Raw genomic sequence first — 14,060 nt, forward strand, 5'->3', positions numbered from 1 at the left:
GCTGGAGAGCTCTCGGCGGCTCATCGGCGGGAAGCGGTTGTGCACCTGGCAGGTGACCAGCCCGGTAGGAAGCGCTTCGACCGAGGATCACCGATCTGCCGGAGTCCTCATGCGCGAACCGAACGACACTGTCGATAGAAGACTGCGCGTGGGATCGCTGTTCTCCGGCTACGTCGCTGTGGAGGAGTTCGCCCTCGATGAGACTTGGAGCGCGACATCCGTATCGAGTTCGCCCGTGACTTCAAGACCCGAGCCGCCGAGAACAGCAATCGACTGGCCGCTCTCATCCGAGAGACCGTCCCGGCCGTGTCTGATGCCGCATCACATCAGTTCGCAGGCGCCGCCTTCGTGGTCACGGCCGGGCTGTGACCCCACGCCCGCCCGACTGAGGTGGTCGCGGCGGTGAGTCGGGAGATGGGCGTCACCGACTCGTTCGCGTCGTTCCGGGACAACCTTCGAGAAGGGCTCGTGGCCCAACTGATCGGTCTTGTGGCTCAGCAGCCTGAACGGCCGGGCACCGAGCACGCCGTCGAGTGAGGGGTCGGCGTGCTCATCGCGGTGTCAGCTCGAGTAGCCGCCCGCGGTCTTCGTCCTCCAGCATCCATACGGTGCCGTCATCGGCCACGACGACGTTGCAAATGCGGGCTCCCATGTTCCAGCGGTCGACCTGTTGCGCGTGCCCCGCTTGGTCGACAGTCACGCGGATGAGGGACTGCCGAGTGAGGCCACCGATCAGGAACGAGTCGCGCCAGGTCGTCTTGCCGGCGCTCGGGCACATTCGAGTCGCCAAGATCACCGCCGGGATGATCGATCGCACCATCGACACCTGGGAGACCCAGCACTCCGCCTCGACGATCAAGAACTCCACCGCGCCACTCGTCCGGGTCCTGGACGAAGCCGTCCGCGACGACATCATCTCGATCAACCCCGCCAAGCACCGGGCGAGGCGCAATCTCGGCAAGCACGTCACCCATGCCACTGGGGCGCTGCGCCAGTACGCGCTCCCGGATCTCGCCACACTGAGGAAGCTCGCCGACGCCTGCGGGCAGGTGCACCAGTCCTACTCCGATCACGTCATGCTCGCCGCTCTCCTCGCAGCCCGCGGCTCCGAAGTCGCAGGGCTCCGGGCCGGGGACGTGGACTGGGACAACCGCATCGTCTGGATCAGACGCCAGCACTACCCCGGCAAAGGCGGCCTCGTCATCAAACAGACCAAAGGCCGCAGAGACCGCCCAGTCCCGATGCTCGAAGCGCTCGAAACCATCCTCGAACGTCTCACCGACGGCAAGGAGCTCGATGACCCGCTCCTGCGCGGGCCGCGCGGCGGCGTCCTCACCACCGCCACCGTCCGCGATGCAACCCACTGGGACGACCTCGTAGGACAGCTCGGCTTCGGCAACCTCACCCGGCACGGCCTGCGGCACACCGGAGCGACCTGGATGGCCGACGCCGGCATCGCCTTGCACGTGCTCCAAGAGATCCTCGGACACCAGTCGATCGAGACCACCAAGGGGTACCTCCACCCCGACCACCGGCACCTCGCCGAAGCCGCCCGACAGGCCAACCAGTTCCTCTCCGCTTCCCCCACCAGAAGGGACACCACCCGCCGCGACGGACCCCGCCTGTGACCGCCCGCGGAACCCGTGCTCCGACCCCTTCAGAAGAGGCCGGAGCATCGCCCTGCGCGGATTCTGGTCCACTCGACGGGCACCTTCTGGTGCACTTCACTGGCGACCAGGCCGAACGGGATTGGTCCACTTCAGCAGCGCGCGGCTCGGGCAGATCGAGCCAGTGGACCAGCCAGTGACCACCCCCAGAAACGACAAAGCCCTGGTGAAAGTTGCCTCTCACCAGGGCTTTTTGTCGGGCTGACAGGATTTGAACCTGCGACCCCTTGACCCCCAGTCAAGTGCGCTACCAAGCTGCGCCACAGCCCGCGAGTCCTTGCGAACTCTGAGTCCTTGCGAACTCGAAGCCCCGGAGGACTTCGCCACCCGCACCCGACCGAGCGCGGAGCAGCCCGACCAGCATAGCGGACGCAGGACCCCTACCGCGCCACCCGCGCGCACCCGCCCCGCGCCGGTCGAGTGCGCAGACGTTGTGGGTGTGCGGCCACCTGGAGCACGACGTCTGCGCACTCGATCGTTCCCGCCTGCGGCAGGGCGGCCACCACGGCCACCACCCGCCCAGCGCGCCTCCCCTAGGGTGGCCCGATGCGTTCCCGACCCGCCCGTGCCCTCCTCGCGCTCGCGGTCACCGGCCTCGTGGTCGGTGTCGCCGGATGCAGTGGTTCCGCACCCGACACCGCCCGCCCGACGCTGACGAAGGCACCGTCCGACACCGTGACCGTCGCCGCCGAGCCGGATCCGGCCGCGCGGTCGATCCGGGCGAGTCGCGCGCTCTTCGCCAGCGCTCCCGGGGCGGTCGTCGCACCGTCGGACGACGCCGAGGCGATCCGCCACGCGGCGAGCGCCGCCCGCACCGCCCACGTCCCCGTCCTGCTGACGGACACGAAGGACACGAAGGACACGAAGGGCACGAAAAACGCGGAGGACACGAAGGGCGCGGCCGTCGGCAAGGAACTCGACCGCCTCGACGCCCGCTGGTACCAGGCCGAGGGCGACGTCGAGGTCGACACCGGGCTCGAGCGCCGCGCCGCGCCGGACGCGACGACCGCTGCGGCGACGACCCGGGCCTCCCGGCCGGCGACCGTGGTGGTGGCGGACAGGACGGCCGACGCTGCGGTCGTCGGGACGGCGACGGCGGCGGGTGCGCACGTGGTGACCATGCCGGAGGGCGTGACCGACCCGGCGGCCGCACCCGACGTCCTCAAAGCGCTCCACGCGCACCGGTCGTCGCCGACGGTCCTGGTCGGGTCCGCGTTCGCGGACCTCGGTGACCCGACGTGGACGGTCCGCGCGGCGGAGAGCGGGTGGCAGCTGCCGCACGGTGGCCAGCGGCCGTTCGACGGGCACCGGTACGTCGCGACGTACGGCGCACCGGGCGCGCCGGCACTCGGCGTCCTCGGCGAGCAGGACCCGGCCGCGTCGGTGGCGCGGACGAAGCAGCTCGCGGCGTCCTACGACAGCGTGTCGGACGAGCCGGTCACGCCCGCGTTCGAGCTCATCGCGACCGTCGCGGCGGGCAGCGCCGGGGCGGACGGGGACTACTCGAGCGAGCTGCCGGTCTCCGCCCTCGAACCCTACGTCGATGCCGCGCACGACGCCGGCATGCCGGTGATCATCGACCTGCAGCCCGGGCGCTCCGACTTCCTGTCGCAGGCGAAGCGCTACGAGTCGCTCCTGGAGCGGCCGGGGGTCTGGCTCGCGCTCGACCCGGAGTGGCGACTCGGGCCGGACCAGGTCCCGCTGGAGCAGATCGGGAGCGTCAGCGCCACCGAGGTGAACCAGGTCTCGGACTGGCTCGCGTCGCTGGTCCGGTCGGAGGGCCTGCCGCCGAAGGCCCTGGTCCTGCACCAGTTCCGGCTGTCGATGATCCAGGACCGGTCCGCGTTGCGGTCCCATCCGGAGCTCGATCTGCTCATCCACGCGGACGGCCAGGGCTCGCAGCCCGACAAGCAGGCCACGTGGAAGGCGCTGCACGCCGATGCCCCGGCGGGCGTGCACTGGGGGTGGAAGAACTTCTTCGACGAAGACCAGCCGATGCTCTCCCCGTCCCAGACCATGGACGAGGTGGCGCCGACGCCGTCGCTGGTCACGTACCAGTAGCGCGAGTTCTCCACAGCCTGGAGGCCCGGTGCCGGTTTCGTCGGACGGTCCTGACAGCATGGGGTCATGTCCACCCCCGCGCTCGGCTCCGTCCCGTCCGTCCCGGCCCCGGCACCCGCCGCGGCTCCGCCGTCGGCGGAGATCGCTGCGGAAGCGCAGGAGGCCCTCGCGGCGCTCACCGGCCGCCCGGACGCGGCCTTCCACCCCGGCCAGCTCGAGGCGATCTCCGCTCTGGTGGAGCACCGGCAGCGCGCCCTCGTCGTGCAGCGCACCGGGTGGGGCAAGTCCGCGGTGTACTTCCTCGCGACCCTGCTCCTGCGTCGTCGCGGCGGTGGGCCGACGGTCCTCGTCTCGCCGCTCCTCGCGCTCATGCGGGACCAGGTCGCGGCGGCCGCGCGGGCCGGGGTCCGCGCCGTGTCGATCAACTCCGCGAACGCACACGAGTGGACGGAGACCCAGGCGAAGCTCGCGCGCGACGAGATCGACGTGCTCCTCGTCTCCCCCGAGCGGCTGAACAACCCGAAGTTCCGCGACGAACAACTCCCGTCGCTCATCGCCAGGATGGGGATGCTCGTCGTCGACGAAGCGCACTGCATCTCCGACTGGGGCCACGACTTCCGGCCGGACTACCGCCGGCTCGCCGAGCTCATCCGCTCCCTGCCGCACGGCGTGCCCGTCCTCGCCACCACCGCGACCGCGAACGAGCGCGTGGTCGAGGACGTCGCCGAGCAGCTCACCGCCGGCCCGTCCGACCCGGTGTTCACCATCCGCGGGTCGCTCGCACGGGCCTCCCTGCGGCTCGGTGTCCTGACCCTGCCCGACGCCCGCGCGCGCCTGGGGTGGCTCCTCGCGCACCTCGGCGACCTGCCCGGCAGCGGCATCATCTACACGCTGACGGTCTCCGCGGCCGAGGACATCGCCCGACTCCTGCGGGAGAGCGGCTACGCCGTCCGCGCGTACACCGGCCGCACCGACACCGACGAGCGTGAACAGCTGGAGCAGCAGCTCAAGGGGAACGAGCTGAAGGCGCTCGTCGCCACCAGTGCGCTCGGGATGGGGTTCGACAAGCCCGACCTCGGGTTCGTGGTGCACGTCGGTGCGCCGTCCTCCCCCGTCGCCTACTACCAGCAGATCGGGCGCGCGGGGCGTGCCACCGACAACGCCGACGTCGTCCTGCTCCCCGGGTACGAAGACCAGGAGATCTGGAAGTACTTCGCCAGCGCCTCGATGCCGACGTCCGCACGCGCCACCGCGGTGCTCGGAGCGCTCTCCACGGACAGCGCCCTGTCGACCGTCGCGCTCGAAGGGCTCGTCGACATCAAGCGGTCCACACTCGAACTCCTGCTCAAGGTGCTCGACGTGGACGGTGCCGTCCGCCGGGTCGCCGGCGGGTGGGTGTCCACCGGGCAGCCGTGGGAGTACGACTCCGTGCGGTACGAGCGTGTCGCCGCTGCCCGGGCGGCAGAAGCGGCGTCGATGCTCGACTACGAGTCGACCTCCGCGTGCCGCATGCAGCTCCTGCAGCAGGACCTCGACGACCCCTCGGCCGAACCGTGTGGGCGCTGCGACAACTGCGCCGGGGTCTGGTACCCGGTCGACGTCCCCGACGGCGCCACCGCCGGTGCCGCCTCGGCGCTCGACAAGGTCGGGGTGGAGATCGCCCCGCGCGCCCAGTGGCCGTCGGGCATGTCCGCGCTCGACGTCCCCGTCCGCGGCAAGCTCGCGCCCGGTGAGGTGGTCGCGCCCGGCCGCGCCGTCGCACGCCTGACCGACCTCGGGTGGGGCGGGCCGCTCCGGGCGCTCTTCGCACCGGGGGTCCCCGACGCGCCGGTGTCGCGGGAACTCCTCGACGGGTGCATCCGCGCGCTGCGGGACTGGCCGTGGGAGACCCGGCCGACCGGCGTCGTGGCGATGTCCTCGCGGTCACGGCCGCAGCTCGTCGCGTCGCTGGCGCAGGCGCTGTCGTCGATCGGCAAGCTCGAGTTCCTCGGGACGCTCGACCGCGACGGTGGGGTACCGCGCGGGGACGGCGCGACGAACAGCGCCTACCGCCTGTCCGGCGTGTGGGAGACGTTCGCGGTCGGCCCCGAACTGTCGGCGGCGCTGCAGTCGCACGACGGGCCGGTGCTGCTCGTCGACGACCTGGTCGACAGCCGGTGGACGATGACCGTCGCCGGCCGGGAACTCCGGCGTGCGGGGGCGTCAGCGGTGCTGCCGTTCGCCCTCGCGACCGTGGCGTAGCCGCGCGCGGGTTCCAGCCGAAGGGTCCGGGCGGCGCCTACTCGGCGCCGATCGCGTCCAGTTCCGCCAGGGCGTCGTCCGGCAGGGTGAACCCCGCCGACGCCACGTTGTCCCGCAGGTGCGCCACGGACGACGTCCCCGGGATGAGCAGGATGTTCGGCGAGCGCTGCAGCAACCAGGCGAGTGCGACCGTCAGCCGGGACACCTCGAGCCGCGCTGCGACGGCGTCGAGCGCGGACGACTGGATCGGCGAGAAGCCGCCGAGCGGGAAGTACGGCACGAACGCGATTCCCTGCTCCGCCGTCAGGTCCACGAGTGCGTCGTCCTCCCGGCGGGCCACGTTGTAGAGGTTCTGCACGCAGACCACCGGGGCGATGGACTGGGCCTCCGCCAGCTGCTCCGCGGTGACCGTCGACACACCGAGGTGGTTGATGAGTCCCTGCTGCTGCAGCTCGGCGAGCGCCTCGAACTGCGGCGCGATGGACCCGGGTTCGGGCGCGTCGAAGCCGCCCATCCGGAGGTTCACCACGTCGAGCCGCTCGACGCCCAGGTTCCGGAGGTTGCCGTGCACCTGTTCGACGAGTTCGTGCGGCTCCCGGGCGTTCGGCCACCCGCCCCGCTCGTCGCGTCGCGCGCCGACCTTCGTCACGATGCGGAGGTCGGCCGGGTACGGCGAGAGGGCCTCGCGGATGAGCTCGTTCGTGACGTACGGCCCGTAGTAGTCCGAGGTGTCGATGTGCGTGATGCCGAGTTCCACGACGGTCCGGAGCACCCGGATCGCCTCGTCGCGGTCGGCGGGTGGGCCGAAGACGTGCGGTCCGGTGAGCTGCATCGCGCCGTACCCGACACGGGTGAGTTCGAGGTCGTCGGCGAGGCGGAAGGCACCGCCGGGGAGCGTCGTGTTCGTCATGGCGTCCACGATGCTCCGCACGCCGGCGGGGACGGTCAGGCCCGGTACCCCACCAGTCGTCGCACGGCTTCCTCGACGCGTGTGCGTCGCTCACCCGGGTGGACGTGCTCGGTGAAGGCGCCGTCGGGCAGGCGTGCCTCGGCATCGACGACCGCGAGCACGTACGCCAGCAACTCCGCAGCGTCGAACGCCTCGACGTCGACCGCGCCGCCACCGGACTCCGCGAGTGCGGCGATCGCCTCCGCGGTCGCAGCCGGCAGCGCCCCACCGGCCACCACGGACGCGAAGAGCTCACCCGCGAACCGCGGGAGGTCGTCCGGCCGGAACCGCACGCCGAGGATGATCGCCATGGACCGATCCTACGGAGCGGTGGGCCGTGCGGGCTTCGGGAACGTCGTGCGCATGTGGTCCGAGGTGAGCACGTCACCGATGCCGATCATGAGCACGGAGAACACGATCTGCTCGACGACCATCCAGAACGGGTACAGGTTCGGGATCGCCGCGATGACGAGCGTCACGACGGGGAAGATCCGGCTGAACAACCGGAGTCGCTGGTACGCCCAGTAGTAGCCGAGCTGCGCACGCCACGCGAAGACGTAGAGGGTCAGGGTGATGAGGAGCACGACGGTCGCCCGGAACCAGACCGCCCACGGGATGGTCTGGCCCGCGTGCGTGAGGACGATCGCGATGACGATCGCGGCGAGTCCGACGACGGTCTCGGCGACGAGCAACCACCGGATCCAGCGGAAGGACCGCACGGTGTCCGGGTGCTCGAGCATCGACTCACGGATCACGTACCCGCCCGCTCGGCCGCCGGCCAGCCGGTCGAGCCGCAGGCGGCACCACATCCGGTCGGCCAGGGTCTGCTGCGTCACCCGTCCATGGTGCCGTATCCGGCGCACCCGGCGGACCACGAGCCTCCAGTCCGGAACGACGGCCAGGAGGCTGGACACGCGTCGCCAGCGCTGGTCGCGTCCGTCCCGTGCGCGGTTCCGGGGCCGTCAGCGGCCTGGCAGGAGCTCGGCACCACCCAGGATGGTGGTCGTGTTCCAGTCGAGGACGACGAGCGAGTGCACCTCGTCCGGCAGGATCTGCGGGATGCCGACGTCGATCACGGCCGAGGTGGCGCCGTGCGGGATCACCCCGATCTCGACGGGGTCGCCGTCCGGGATCCACCGCGCACGCTGCCCGGTGCCGACGACGTCACCGCCGGTGAGCTGCACGCGGATGTCGGCCGTCGCGATGTCGGTCGTGAAACCCGTGATCGTCACGCGGATCGACCGCGCGCCGGACCGGGTGACGGTCACGTGCCCGGTGGTGTGCACGCCGATCGAGACGATCGTGCCGTCGACGGGCAACCCGGTGCGGTACCAGGGCTCGTCGAGCGGGGGCAGCGTCGCCACCGCGTTGACCGGCGCCCGGCCGACGGTCGTGTGCGCGACCGGAGGCGGCGCGAGCAACCAGAAGCACAGCGCGGCGATGATCGCGACGCTGACCGCTCCGATTGCTGCCCAGCCGTTCGGCGTGGGCCCGTGCCCGGGTGACATGCACGGAGCGTACGCCCGTGCACGTCACCCGCGCTGGTGGATCAGGTGCGCTTCCGGCGCTCGCGCACGCGCATGTTCACGGTGATCGGCGTGCCGGCGAAGCCCCAGACCTCGCGCAGACGCCTGGTGATGAACCGGCGGTACTGCGGGTCGAGGAACTGCGTCGTGAAGAGCACGAACGTCGGCGGCTGGCTCGCGGCCTGCGTGCCGAACAGGATGCGCGGCTGACGGCCACCGCGGACCGGGTGCGGGTGCTCCTGCACGAGCTCGGCGATGAAGGCGTTGACCTTGCCCGTCGGGATGCGGGTGTCCCACGACTCGAGCGCGGTCTCGAGGGCCGGGACGAGCTTCTCGAGGTGACGACCGGTGCGTGCCGAGATGTTGACGCGGGGCGCCCAGGCGACGTGCGCCAGGTCCTGCTCGATCTCGCGCTCGAGGTAGCGACGGCGCTCGTCGTCGAGGAGGTCCCACTTGTTGTACGCGAGGACCAGGGCGCGACCCGACTCGAGGACGAGGTCGATGATGCGGAGGTCCTGCACGGAGACGGGCTCGGTGACGTCGAGGACGACGACCGCGACCTCGGCCTTCTCGAGGGCGGCCGTGGTGCGGAGCGAGGCGTAGAAGTCCGCGCCCTGCTGGAGGTGCACGCGCTTGCGGATGCCGGCGGTGTCGACGAAGCGCCAGACACGGCCGCCGAGCTCGACCTGCTCGTCGACCGGGTCACGGGTGGTGCCGGCGAGCTCGTTCACGACGACGCGCTCTTCACCGGCGGCCTTGTTGAGCAGCGAGCTCTTGCCGACGTTCGGGCGACCGAGGATCGCGACGCGGCGCGGGCCACCGATCTCCTGCTTCGCGACGGCGGAGACGTCGGGGAGGGTCGCGATGATGAGGTCGAGGAGGTCCGCGACGCCACGGCCGTGGAGCGCCGAGACGGGGTGCGGCTCGCCGAGCCCGAGGTTCCAGAGCGCGAAGGCCTCGAGGTCGCGGCGGTCGTCGTCGGCCTTGTTCGCCACGACGATCACGGGCTTGTCGGTGCCGCGGAGCATCTTCACGACGTGCTCGTCGGTCGCGGTGATGCCCACCGTGACGTCGACGACGAACAGCACGGCGTCGGCGAGGTCGATCGCGACCTCCGCCTGGAGCGCCACGGACGCGTTGATGCCCTTGGCGTCCGGCTCCCACCCGCCGGTGTCGACGAGGGTGAACCGCTTGTCGTTCCAGTCGGCCTTGTAGCTGACGCGGTCGCGCGTGACGCCGGGGACGTCCTGCACGACGGCTTCGCGGCGACCGAGGATGCGGTTCACGAGCGCGGACTTGCCGACGTTCGGGCGACCGACGATCGCCAGGACCGGCAGCGCGGGGAGGTAGGCGATGCCGTCCTCGCCGAGGGTGCCGGCTTCGAGGAGGGCGACGTCTTCCTCGTCGAGCTCGTAGTCCTCGAGCCCGGCGCGGAGCGCGGTCGCCCGCTGCTCTGCCTCGGATTCGTCGAGGCTCGCGATCCGCTCACCCAGGGAGTCGTCGTACTCCGGGAAGTCGTCGTGCTCTGGTCCGTTGTCCAGTTGCGCCATGGTGGTTTCCTTGCCGGCGACCGTGTGGTCGCGTGTCAGTGCCCGGCCGTGCGGGCCAGGTCGACGACCGCCTGGACGGTCTGGTCGAAGTCGAGGTCGGTGGAGTCGAGCGTCGTGACACCGTCAGCGGCGTTCATGAAGTCGACGACCTTCGCGTCGGCGGCGTCTCGTCGGGCGAGTGCTGCCGAGGTCTCGGCGGCCGACTGGGTCGTGACCTCTGCCGAGCGCCGAGCCATTCTAACCTGCTCGTCGGCGGTCAGGAGGATCCGGACCTCGGCGTCGGGTGCGACGACCGTCGTGATGTCGCGACCCTCGGTGATGATGCCCCGCGCGTCGGCCTTCCGCATCACGTTCCGGAAGAGCTGCACGAGGCGTTCGCGGACCTCGGGGAGCTTCGCGATGTGCGCCACTGCTCCGGTCACCTCGGGGGTGCGGATCGCGTCGGTCACGTCGGTGCCGCCGACCCGGACGAAGTACGCGTCGGGGTCGGTGCCGATCTCGTACTCGAACGTGTCCCAGCTGGCCAGGATCGCGCTCGCGTCGTCGAGGTCGACGCCGAGCTGCAGCGCGTGCCAGGCGAGCGCCCGGTAGGCGGCGCCGGTGTCCTGGTAGCCGAAGCCGAGCGCACGGGCAGCTGCCCGGGAGACGCTGGACTTGCCGCTCCCAGCGGGGCCGTCGACGGCGATCACGAACTTGGCGACGTACGCGCCGTCGGCGAGGCCGGACGGCAGCGGGTCACGGGTGAGACCGGGCTCGCCGCCGCCCTGGCCGTCGGCGCCACCGCTGCCGGCGCTCCCCGTTGCCGGCCCGGGCTGGTCCCCCGGCGTCGGGAGACCCGTGTCGGGGCTGTCCGGGCCGCCGGTCACGCCGGACTCGTCGTGCATCTGGTCGGGGTTCAGGCCCATGCTGCTGCGATCCTCCATCCGCGGCTCTCGAGTTCCTCGACGAGTCGCTGTTCCTGCTCGGGGACGACCGACACCTCGACGATGCCGATCGGTGCGCCCGGTGAGTGCTCGAGGCGCAGGTCCTCGAGGTTGATGCCGATCTCACCGATGGTCGTCATGAGTTCGGCGATCTGCCCGGGTCGGTCGTCGACGAGGACGACGACCTGGGCGAAGCGCTTGGTGGTGCCGTGCTTGCCGGGGAGGCGCTCGACACCGCGGTTGCCCGACGCGATCGTCTCGGCGATCGTGCGGGGCGCACCGGGGGCCTCGGGGTCCGCGAGTGCGTCGATGACGCGGGTGAGCTCGTCGCGCAGGTCGGCGAGCACCGGTCGGATGTGGGCGGCGTTCGCACCGATGATCTGCACCCAGAGCCCCGGGTCGCTCGACGCCACGCGCGTGACGTCACGGACACCGCCGCCCGCGAGTTCGAGCGCCGCTTCGGGTGCGTCCTGCAGGCGCGACGCCATCAGGGTCGAGACGAGCTGCGGGACGTGGGACATCATCGCGACCGCACGGTCGTGGGGCTCCGGCTCCATCTGGATGACCGTCGCCTCGAGGTCGAGGGCGAGGTCCTCGACCACGGCGGCGCGCCGGTACGTGATCGCGTCGTGCCCTGCGATCACCCAGGGACGGCCGATGAACAGGTCCGCCCTGGCCGCCGTCGGGCCGCTGCGTTCCCGGCCGGCCATCGGGTGGGACCCGATGTACCGGGAGACGTCGGCACCGGCGGCGCGGAGCCGCTCGAGCGGCACGGACTTCACGCTGGCGACGTCCGTGACCACGGCGTCGGGGTAGGCCGCGAGCTCACGCTCCACGACCTGCGCGGTGACGTCCGGCGGGACCGCCACCACGATGAGCTCCGGCGCGTCGCCCTCGGCCGGACGGCGCCCGGCGCCGTAGTCGACGGCGAGTGCCAGTGCGGCCGGTGAGACGTCGTCGAGGATCACCTCGACCCCCTTCTGCCGGAGGCCGAGCCCGATCGAGGCGCCGAGCAGACCGGCACCGACGACGCGGACGGGCCCGCGGACCCGACGGTCGACCTCGGCGGTCGTGTCGTGCTGGCTCATGTCGGTCACCGCGTAAGCCTATCGACCGGCCCCGTGCTGTCGGTCGGCGTCGGTCGGTTGGTTGCTCCTGGTGGGGTGGTTGCTCCCGATCGGGTGGTGGCTCCCGATCGGGTGGTGGCTCCTGGTCGGGTGAGGGCGAGCGTCGCGGCGCGGGCGGTGGCGATGACCTCGTCCTGGGGCGCGTCGGTCCCGAGGGCGGCGAAGAGCGCGGCGCTCACGGTGTCGAAGGCCATGCGCGCGCGGAGCTTCTCGGTCCACGGGGCGTCTGCCGGGACGAGCCGTTCCACCACCTCGTCGAACCAGGAGCGGATGTCACCGCCCTCGGTCGCGAGCTTGTGCATCATCGGGCGGTTGGCGTGGGCGAAGCGCATCCCGCGGATCCGTCCGGCCGACGTCGAGTCCACCCACCGGAGCGCCGCACGCTGCAGCAGGTCCGGGGCCGGCGGCTGGTCGTCGATCCACGCGAGGAGTTCGTCGAGCTCGCTGCGACGGTCGTCGAGGAGCGCACGGAGGATCGCTTCCTTGCTGGCGAAGTGGTAGTAGAGCGACGACTTCGTGACCCCGAGCGCTTCGGAGATGTCCCGGATCGAGGTGCCTTCGAACCCCCGGCTCGTGAAGAGCTCGAGGGCGACGCGGAGGATCTCCGCGCGGGTCTCGCTGCCCGGGCGTCGGGTCGGGGTGCTGTCGGTCACGGTGCTGAGTCTACTTGCCGAACGATCGTTCGGGAGGTACCGTTCCTCCTGACCGAACGATCGTTCGGCAGACAGCGTCGACAGGAGACCTCATGAACCCGCAGCCCCGCATCGCCGTCATCGGCGCCGGCCCCGGAGGACTCCTCTGCGCCCGCGTCCTGCAGCTCGCCGGTGTGGACGTCACCGTGTACGACGCCGACGCGTCGCTGTCCTCCCGGACGCAGGGCGGCACGCTCGACCTCCACGCGGACAGCGGGCAGATCGCGATCGAGGACGCCGAGCTCCTCGACGAGTTCATCGCGCTCGCCCGCCCCGAAGGCCAGTCGAAGCGGATGGCGGCGCCGGACGGCGCCGTGCTGATGGAGCACCTGGCTGCGCCGGACGAGTTCGCGGCACCGGAGATCGACCGCGCGCAGCTCCGCACGCTGCTCGCCGACTCGCTCCGCCCGGGCACGATCCGCTGGGGGCACCGGCTCACGGAAGTCCGCGGCGGCTCGCGCGGTCTGCGCTTCGCCGATGCCGACGGGGCTTCGGCCGACGTCGTGATCGGTGCCGACGGGGCGTGGTCCCGCGTCCGTTCAGCCCTGACCGACGCACTCCCCCGGTACACCGGGGTCAGCTTCGTGGAGGTCGTCTTCTCGTCGGTGTCGACGGCGCACCCGCACATCGCACGGCTCGTCGGCGACGGCCACCTCTGGGTGAACGGCGACGGCCGCTCGATGATCCTGCAGCGGAACAGCGACGACGTCGTCCGGGGGTACCTGGGCATGCGCGTGCCGCTCGACTGGCTCGCCGAAGCCGGCCTCGGCGTCGCGGACGGGCGCGGTGGGCTGCTCGCTGGCAGCCCGTCCCTCGATGCGAACGCGACCCAGCGGACGGACACCGAGCGCGTCCGGGCCGAGATCCGGTCACGGTTCGCAGACTTCTCGCCCGACCTGCTCCGCATCGTCGACGAGAGCGAAGGGACGCTGCCGAACCGCCCGATCATGGCGCTCCCGACGCCGATGGCGTGGGAGCACGTCCCCGGCGTCACGCTGCTCGGGGACGCCGCGCACGTGATGTCGCCGTTCGGCGGCAACGGGGTGAACCTGGCGATGCTCGACGGTGCGGAACTCGCGCGTGCGATCATCCTGGCGCTGCGGGACGGCACCGACCTCGACGACGCGATCCGTGCCTACGAGCAGACGATGATCGACCGTGGTGCATCGATCGGTGCGGGCGCCAACGCCGCGATCGTGGAGCACTTCGCCGCCGGTGGCCCCGACCTCGACGGCGTCCCGGACTTCGACGTCGAAGCCGAACGCTGGCGTGCGGGAGCGGACGAGTACCGTGCGGCACGACGCGAGTAGTCCACGCCGTGCCG

At 71.5% G+C, this 14,060-nt stretch carries 14 protein-coding genes and 1 tRNA gene; 5 read left to right on the forward strand and 10 right to left on the reverse strand.

Features of this window, described 5'->3' with window-relative positions; all coding sequences use genetic code 11:
- Positions 1 to 204 precede the first annotated feature (204 nt).
- Positions 205 to 369, forward strand: coding sequence for a hypothetical protein (locus tag EDF24_RS19165; protein ID WP_185021633.1), 165 nt, complete (start codon positions 205 to 207; stop codon positions 367 to 369).
- Between the two features lie 181 nt (positions 370 to 550).
- Here the strand turns inward: EDF24_RS19165 and EDF24_RS10315 are convergent, their stop codons facing one another.
- A complete protein-coding gene (locus EDF24_RS10315; protein ID WP_260233412.1) occupies positions 551 to 817 on the reverse strand; it encodes a PQQ-dependent sugar dehydrogenase in 267 nt (88 codons plus the stop codon).
- On the opposite strand from EDF24_RS10315, the gene EDF24_RS10320 reads away from it, so the two are divergent.
- On the forward strand, positions 804 to 1,628 hold the full coding sequence (locus tag EDF24_RS10320) for a site-specific integrase (protein ID WP_260233413.1): 825 nt from the start codon (positions 804 to 806) through the stop codon (positions 1,626 to 1,628). The two genes, EDF24_RS10315 and EDF24_RS10320, sit on opposite strands and share 14 nt — an antisense overlap.
- 235 nt (positions 1,629 to 1,863) lie before the next feature.
- Here the strand turns inward: EDF24_RS10320 and EDF24_RS10325 are convergent.
- A tRNA-Pro gene (locus EDF24_RS10325) sits at positions 1,864 to 1,937 on the reverse strand.
- 276 nt (positions 1,938 to 2,213) lie between these two features.
- Here EDF24_RS10325 and EDF24_RS10330 point away from each other — a divergent pair.
- Entirely contained in the window at positions 2,214 to 3,728 is a 1,515-nt protein-coding gene (locus tag EDF24_RS10330; protein ID WP_123702744.1) for a hypothetical protein, read from the forward strand.
- A gap of 66 nt (positions 3,729 to 3,794) precedes the next feature.
- On the forward strand, positions 3,795 to 5,969 hold the full coding sequence (locus EDF24_RS10335; protein WP_260233414.1) for an ATP-dependent DNA helicase RecQ: 2,175 nt from the start codon (positions 3,795 to 3,797) through the stop codon (positions 5,967 to 5,969).
- Between the two features lie 37 nt (positions 5,970 to 6,006).
- On the opposite strand, the gene EDF24_RS10340 is transcribed toward EDF24_RS10335, so the two are convergent.
- From EDF24_RS10340 to EDF24_RS10375, 8 genes are all read right to left on the reverse strand, one after another.
- Positions 6,007 to 6,879, reverse strand: coding sequence for an oxidoreductase (locus EDF24_RS10340; protein ID WP_123703440.1), 873 nt, complete (start codon positions 6,877 to 6,879; stop codon positions 6,007 to 6,009).
- 35 nt (positions 6,880 to 6,914) lie between these two features.
- On the reverse strand, positions 6,915 to 7,229 hold the full coding sequence (locus EDF24_RS10345; RefSeq protein ID WP_123702746.1) for a hypothetical protein: 315 nt from the start codon (positions 7,227 to 7,229) through the stop codon (positions 6,915 to 6,917).
- A 9-nt stretch (positions 7,230 to 7,238) separates the two neighbouring features.
- Complete coding sequence (locus EDF24_RS10350; protein ID WP_395867846.1) at positions 7,239 to 7,754, reverse strand: hypothetical protein; 516 nt, start codon at positions 7,752 to 7,754, stop codon at positions 7,239 to 7,241.
- A 126-nt stretch (positions 7,755 to 7,880) separates the two neighbouring features.
- Complete coding sequence (locus EDF24_RS10355; protein ID WP_123656415.1) at positions 7,881 to 8,426, reverse strand: hypothetical protein; 546 nt, start codon at positions 8,424 to 8,426, stop codon at positions 7,881 to 7,883.
- A gap of 41 nt (positions 8,427 to 8,467) precedes the next feature.
- Entirely contained in the window at positions 8,468 to 9,994 is a 1,527-nt protein-coding gene (der, locus tag EDF24_RS10360) for a ribosome biogenesis GTPase Der (protein ID WP_123656414.1), read from the reverse strand.
- A gap of 35 nt (positions 9,995 to 10,029) precedes the next feature.
- Entirely contained in the window at positions 10,030 to 10,683 is a 654-nt protein-coding gene (gene cmk, locus EDF24_RS10365; RefSeq protein ID WP_243698430.1) for a (d)CMP kinase, read from the reverse strand.
- 206 nt (positions 10,684 to 10,889) lie between these two features.
- Positions 10,890 to 12,005 carry a prephenate dehydrogenase gene (locus EDF24_RS10370; protein ID WP_123656466.1) on the reverse strand — a complete coding sequence of 372 codons (1,116 nt, stop codon included), beginning with the start codon at positions 12,003 to 12,005 and terminating at the stop codon, positions 10,890 to 10,892.
- A gap of 5 nt (positions 12,006 to 12,010) precedes the next feature.
- Complete coding sequence (locus tag EDF24_RS10375; RefSeq protein ID WP_123702748.1) at positions 12,011 to 12,697, reverse strand: TetR/AcrR family transcriptional regulator; 687 nt, start codon at positions 12,695 to 12,697, stop codon at positions 12,011 to 12,013.
- Between the two features lie 92 nt (positions 12,698 to 12,789).
- Here EDF24_RS10375 and EDF24_RS10380 point away from each other — a divergent pair, with 92 nt between their 5' ends.
- On the forward strand, positions 12,790 to 14,046 hold the full coding sequence (locus EDF24_RS10380) for an NAD(P)/FAD-dependent oxidoreductase (RefSeq protein ID WP_123702750.1): 1,257 nt from the start codon (positions 12,790 to 12,792) through the stop codon (positions 14,044 to 14,046).
- Positions 14,047 to 14,060: the final 14 nt, after the last annotated feature.

The organism is Curtobacterium sp. PhB130, from assembly GCF_003755165.1.
GTDB lineage: Bacteria > Actinomycetota > Actinomycetes > Actinomycetales > Microbacteriaceae > Curtobacterium.

Excerpts from the sequence above, each read along its gene's own strand:
- EDF24_RS10330 (WP_123702744.1), top strand. The coding sequence starts at position 2,214 with ATGCGTTCCCGACCCGCCCGTGCCCTCCTCGCGCTCGCGGTCACCGGC.
- EDF24_RS10370 (WP_123656466.1), bottom strand. The coding sequence starts at position 12,005 with ATGAGCCAGCACGACACGACCGCCGAGGTCGACCGTCGGGTCCGCGGG.
- der (WP_123656414.1), bottom strand. The coding sequence starts at position 9,994 with ATGGCGCAACTGGACAACGGACCAGAGCACGACGACTTCCCGGAGTAC.
- EDF24_RS10320 (WP_260233413.1), top strand. The coding sequence starts at position 804 with ATGATCGATCGCACCATCGACACCTGGGAGACCCAGCACTCCGCCTCG.
- EDF24_RS10355 (WP_123656415.1), bottom strand. The coding sequence starts at position 8,426 with ATGTCACCCGGGCACGGGCCCACGCCGAACGGCTGGGCAGCAATCGGA.
- EDF24_RS10380 (WP_123702750.1), top strand. The coding sequence starts at position 12,790 with ATGAACCCGCAGCCCCGCATCGCCGTCATCGGCGCCGGCCCCGGAGGA.
- EDF24_RS10335 (WP_260233414.1), top strand. The coding sequence starts at position 3,795 with ATGTCCACCCCCGCGCTCGGCTCCGTCCCGTCCGTCCCGGCCCCGGCA.
- EDF24_RS10340 (WP_123703440.1), bottom strand. The coding sequence starts at position 6,879 with ATGACGAACACGACGCTCCCCGGCGGTGCCTTCCGCCTCGCCGACGAC.
- EDF24_RS10345 (WP_123702746.1), bottom strand. The coding sequence starts at position 7,229 with ATGGCGATCATCCTCGGCGTGCGGTTCCGGCCGGACGACCTCCCGCGG.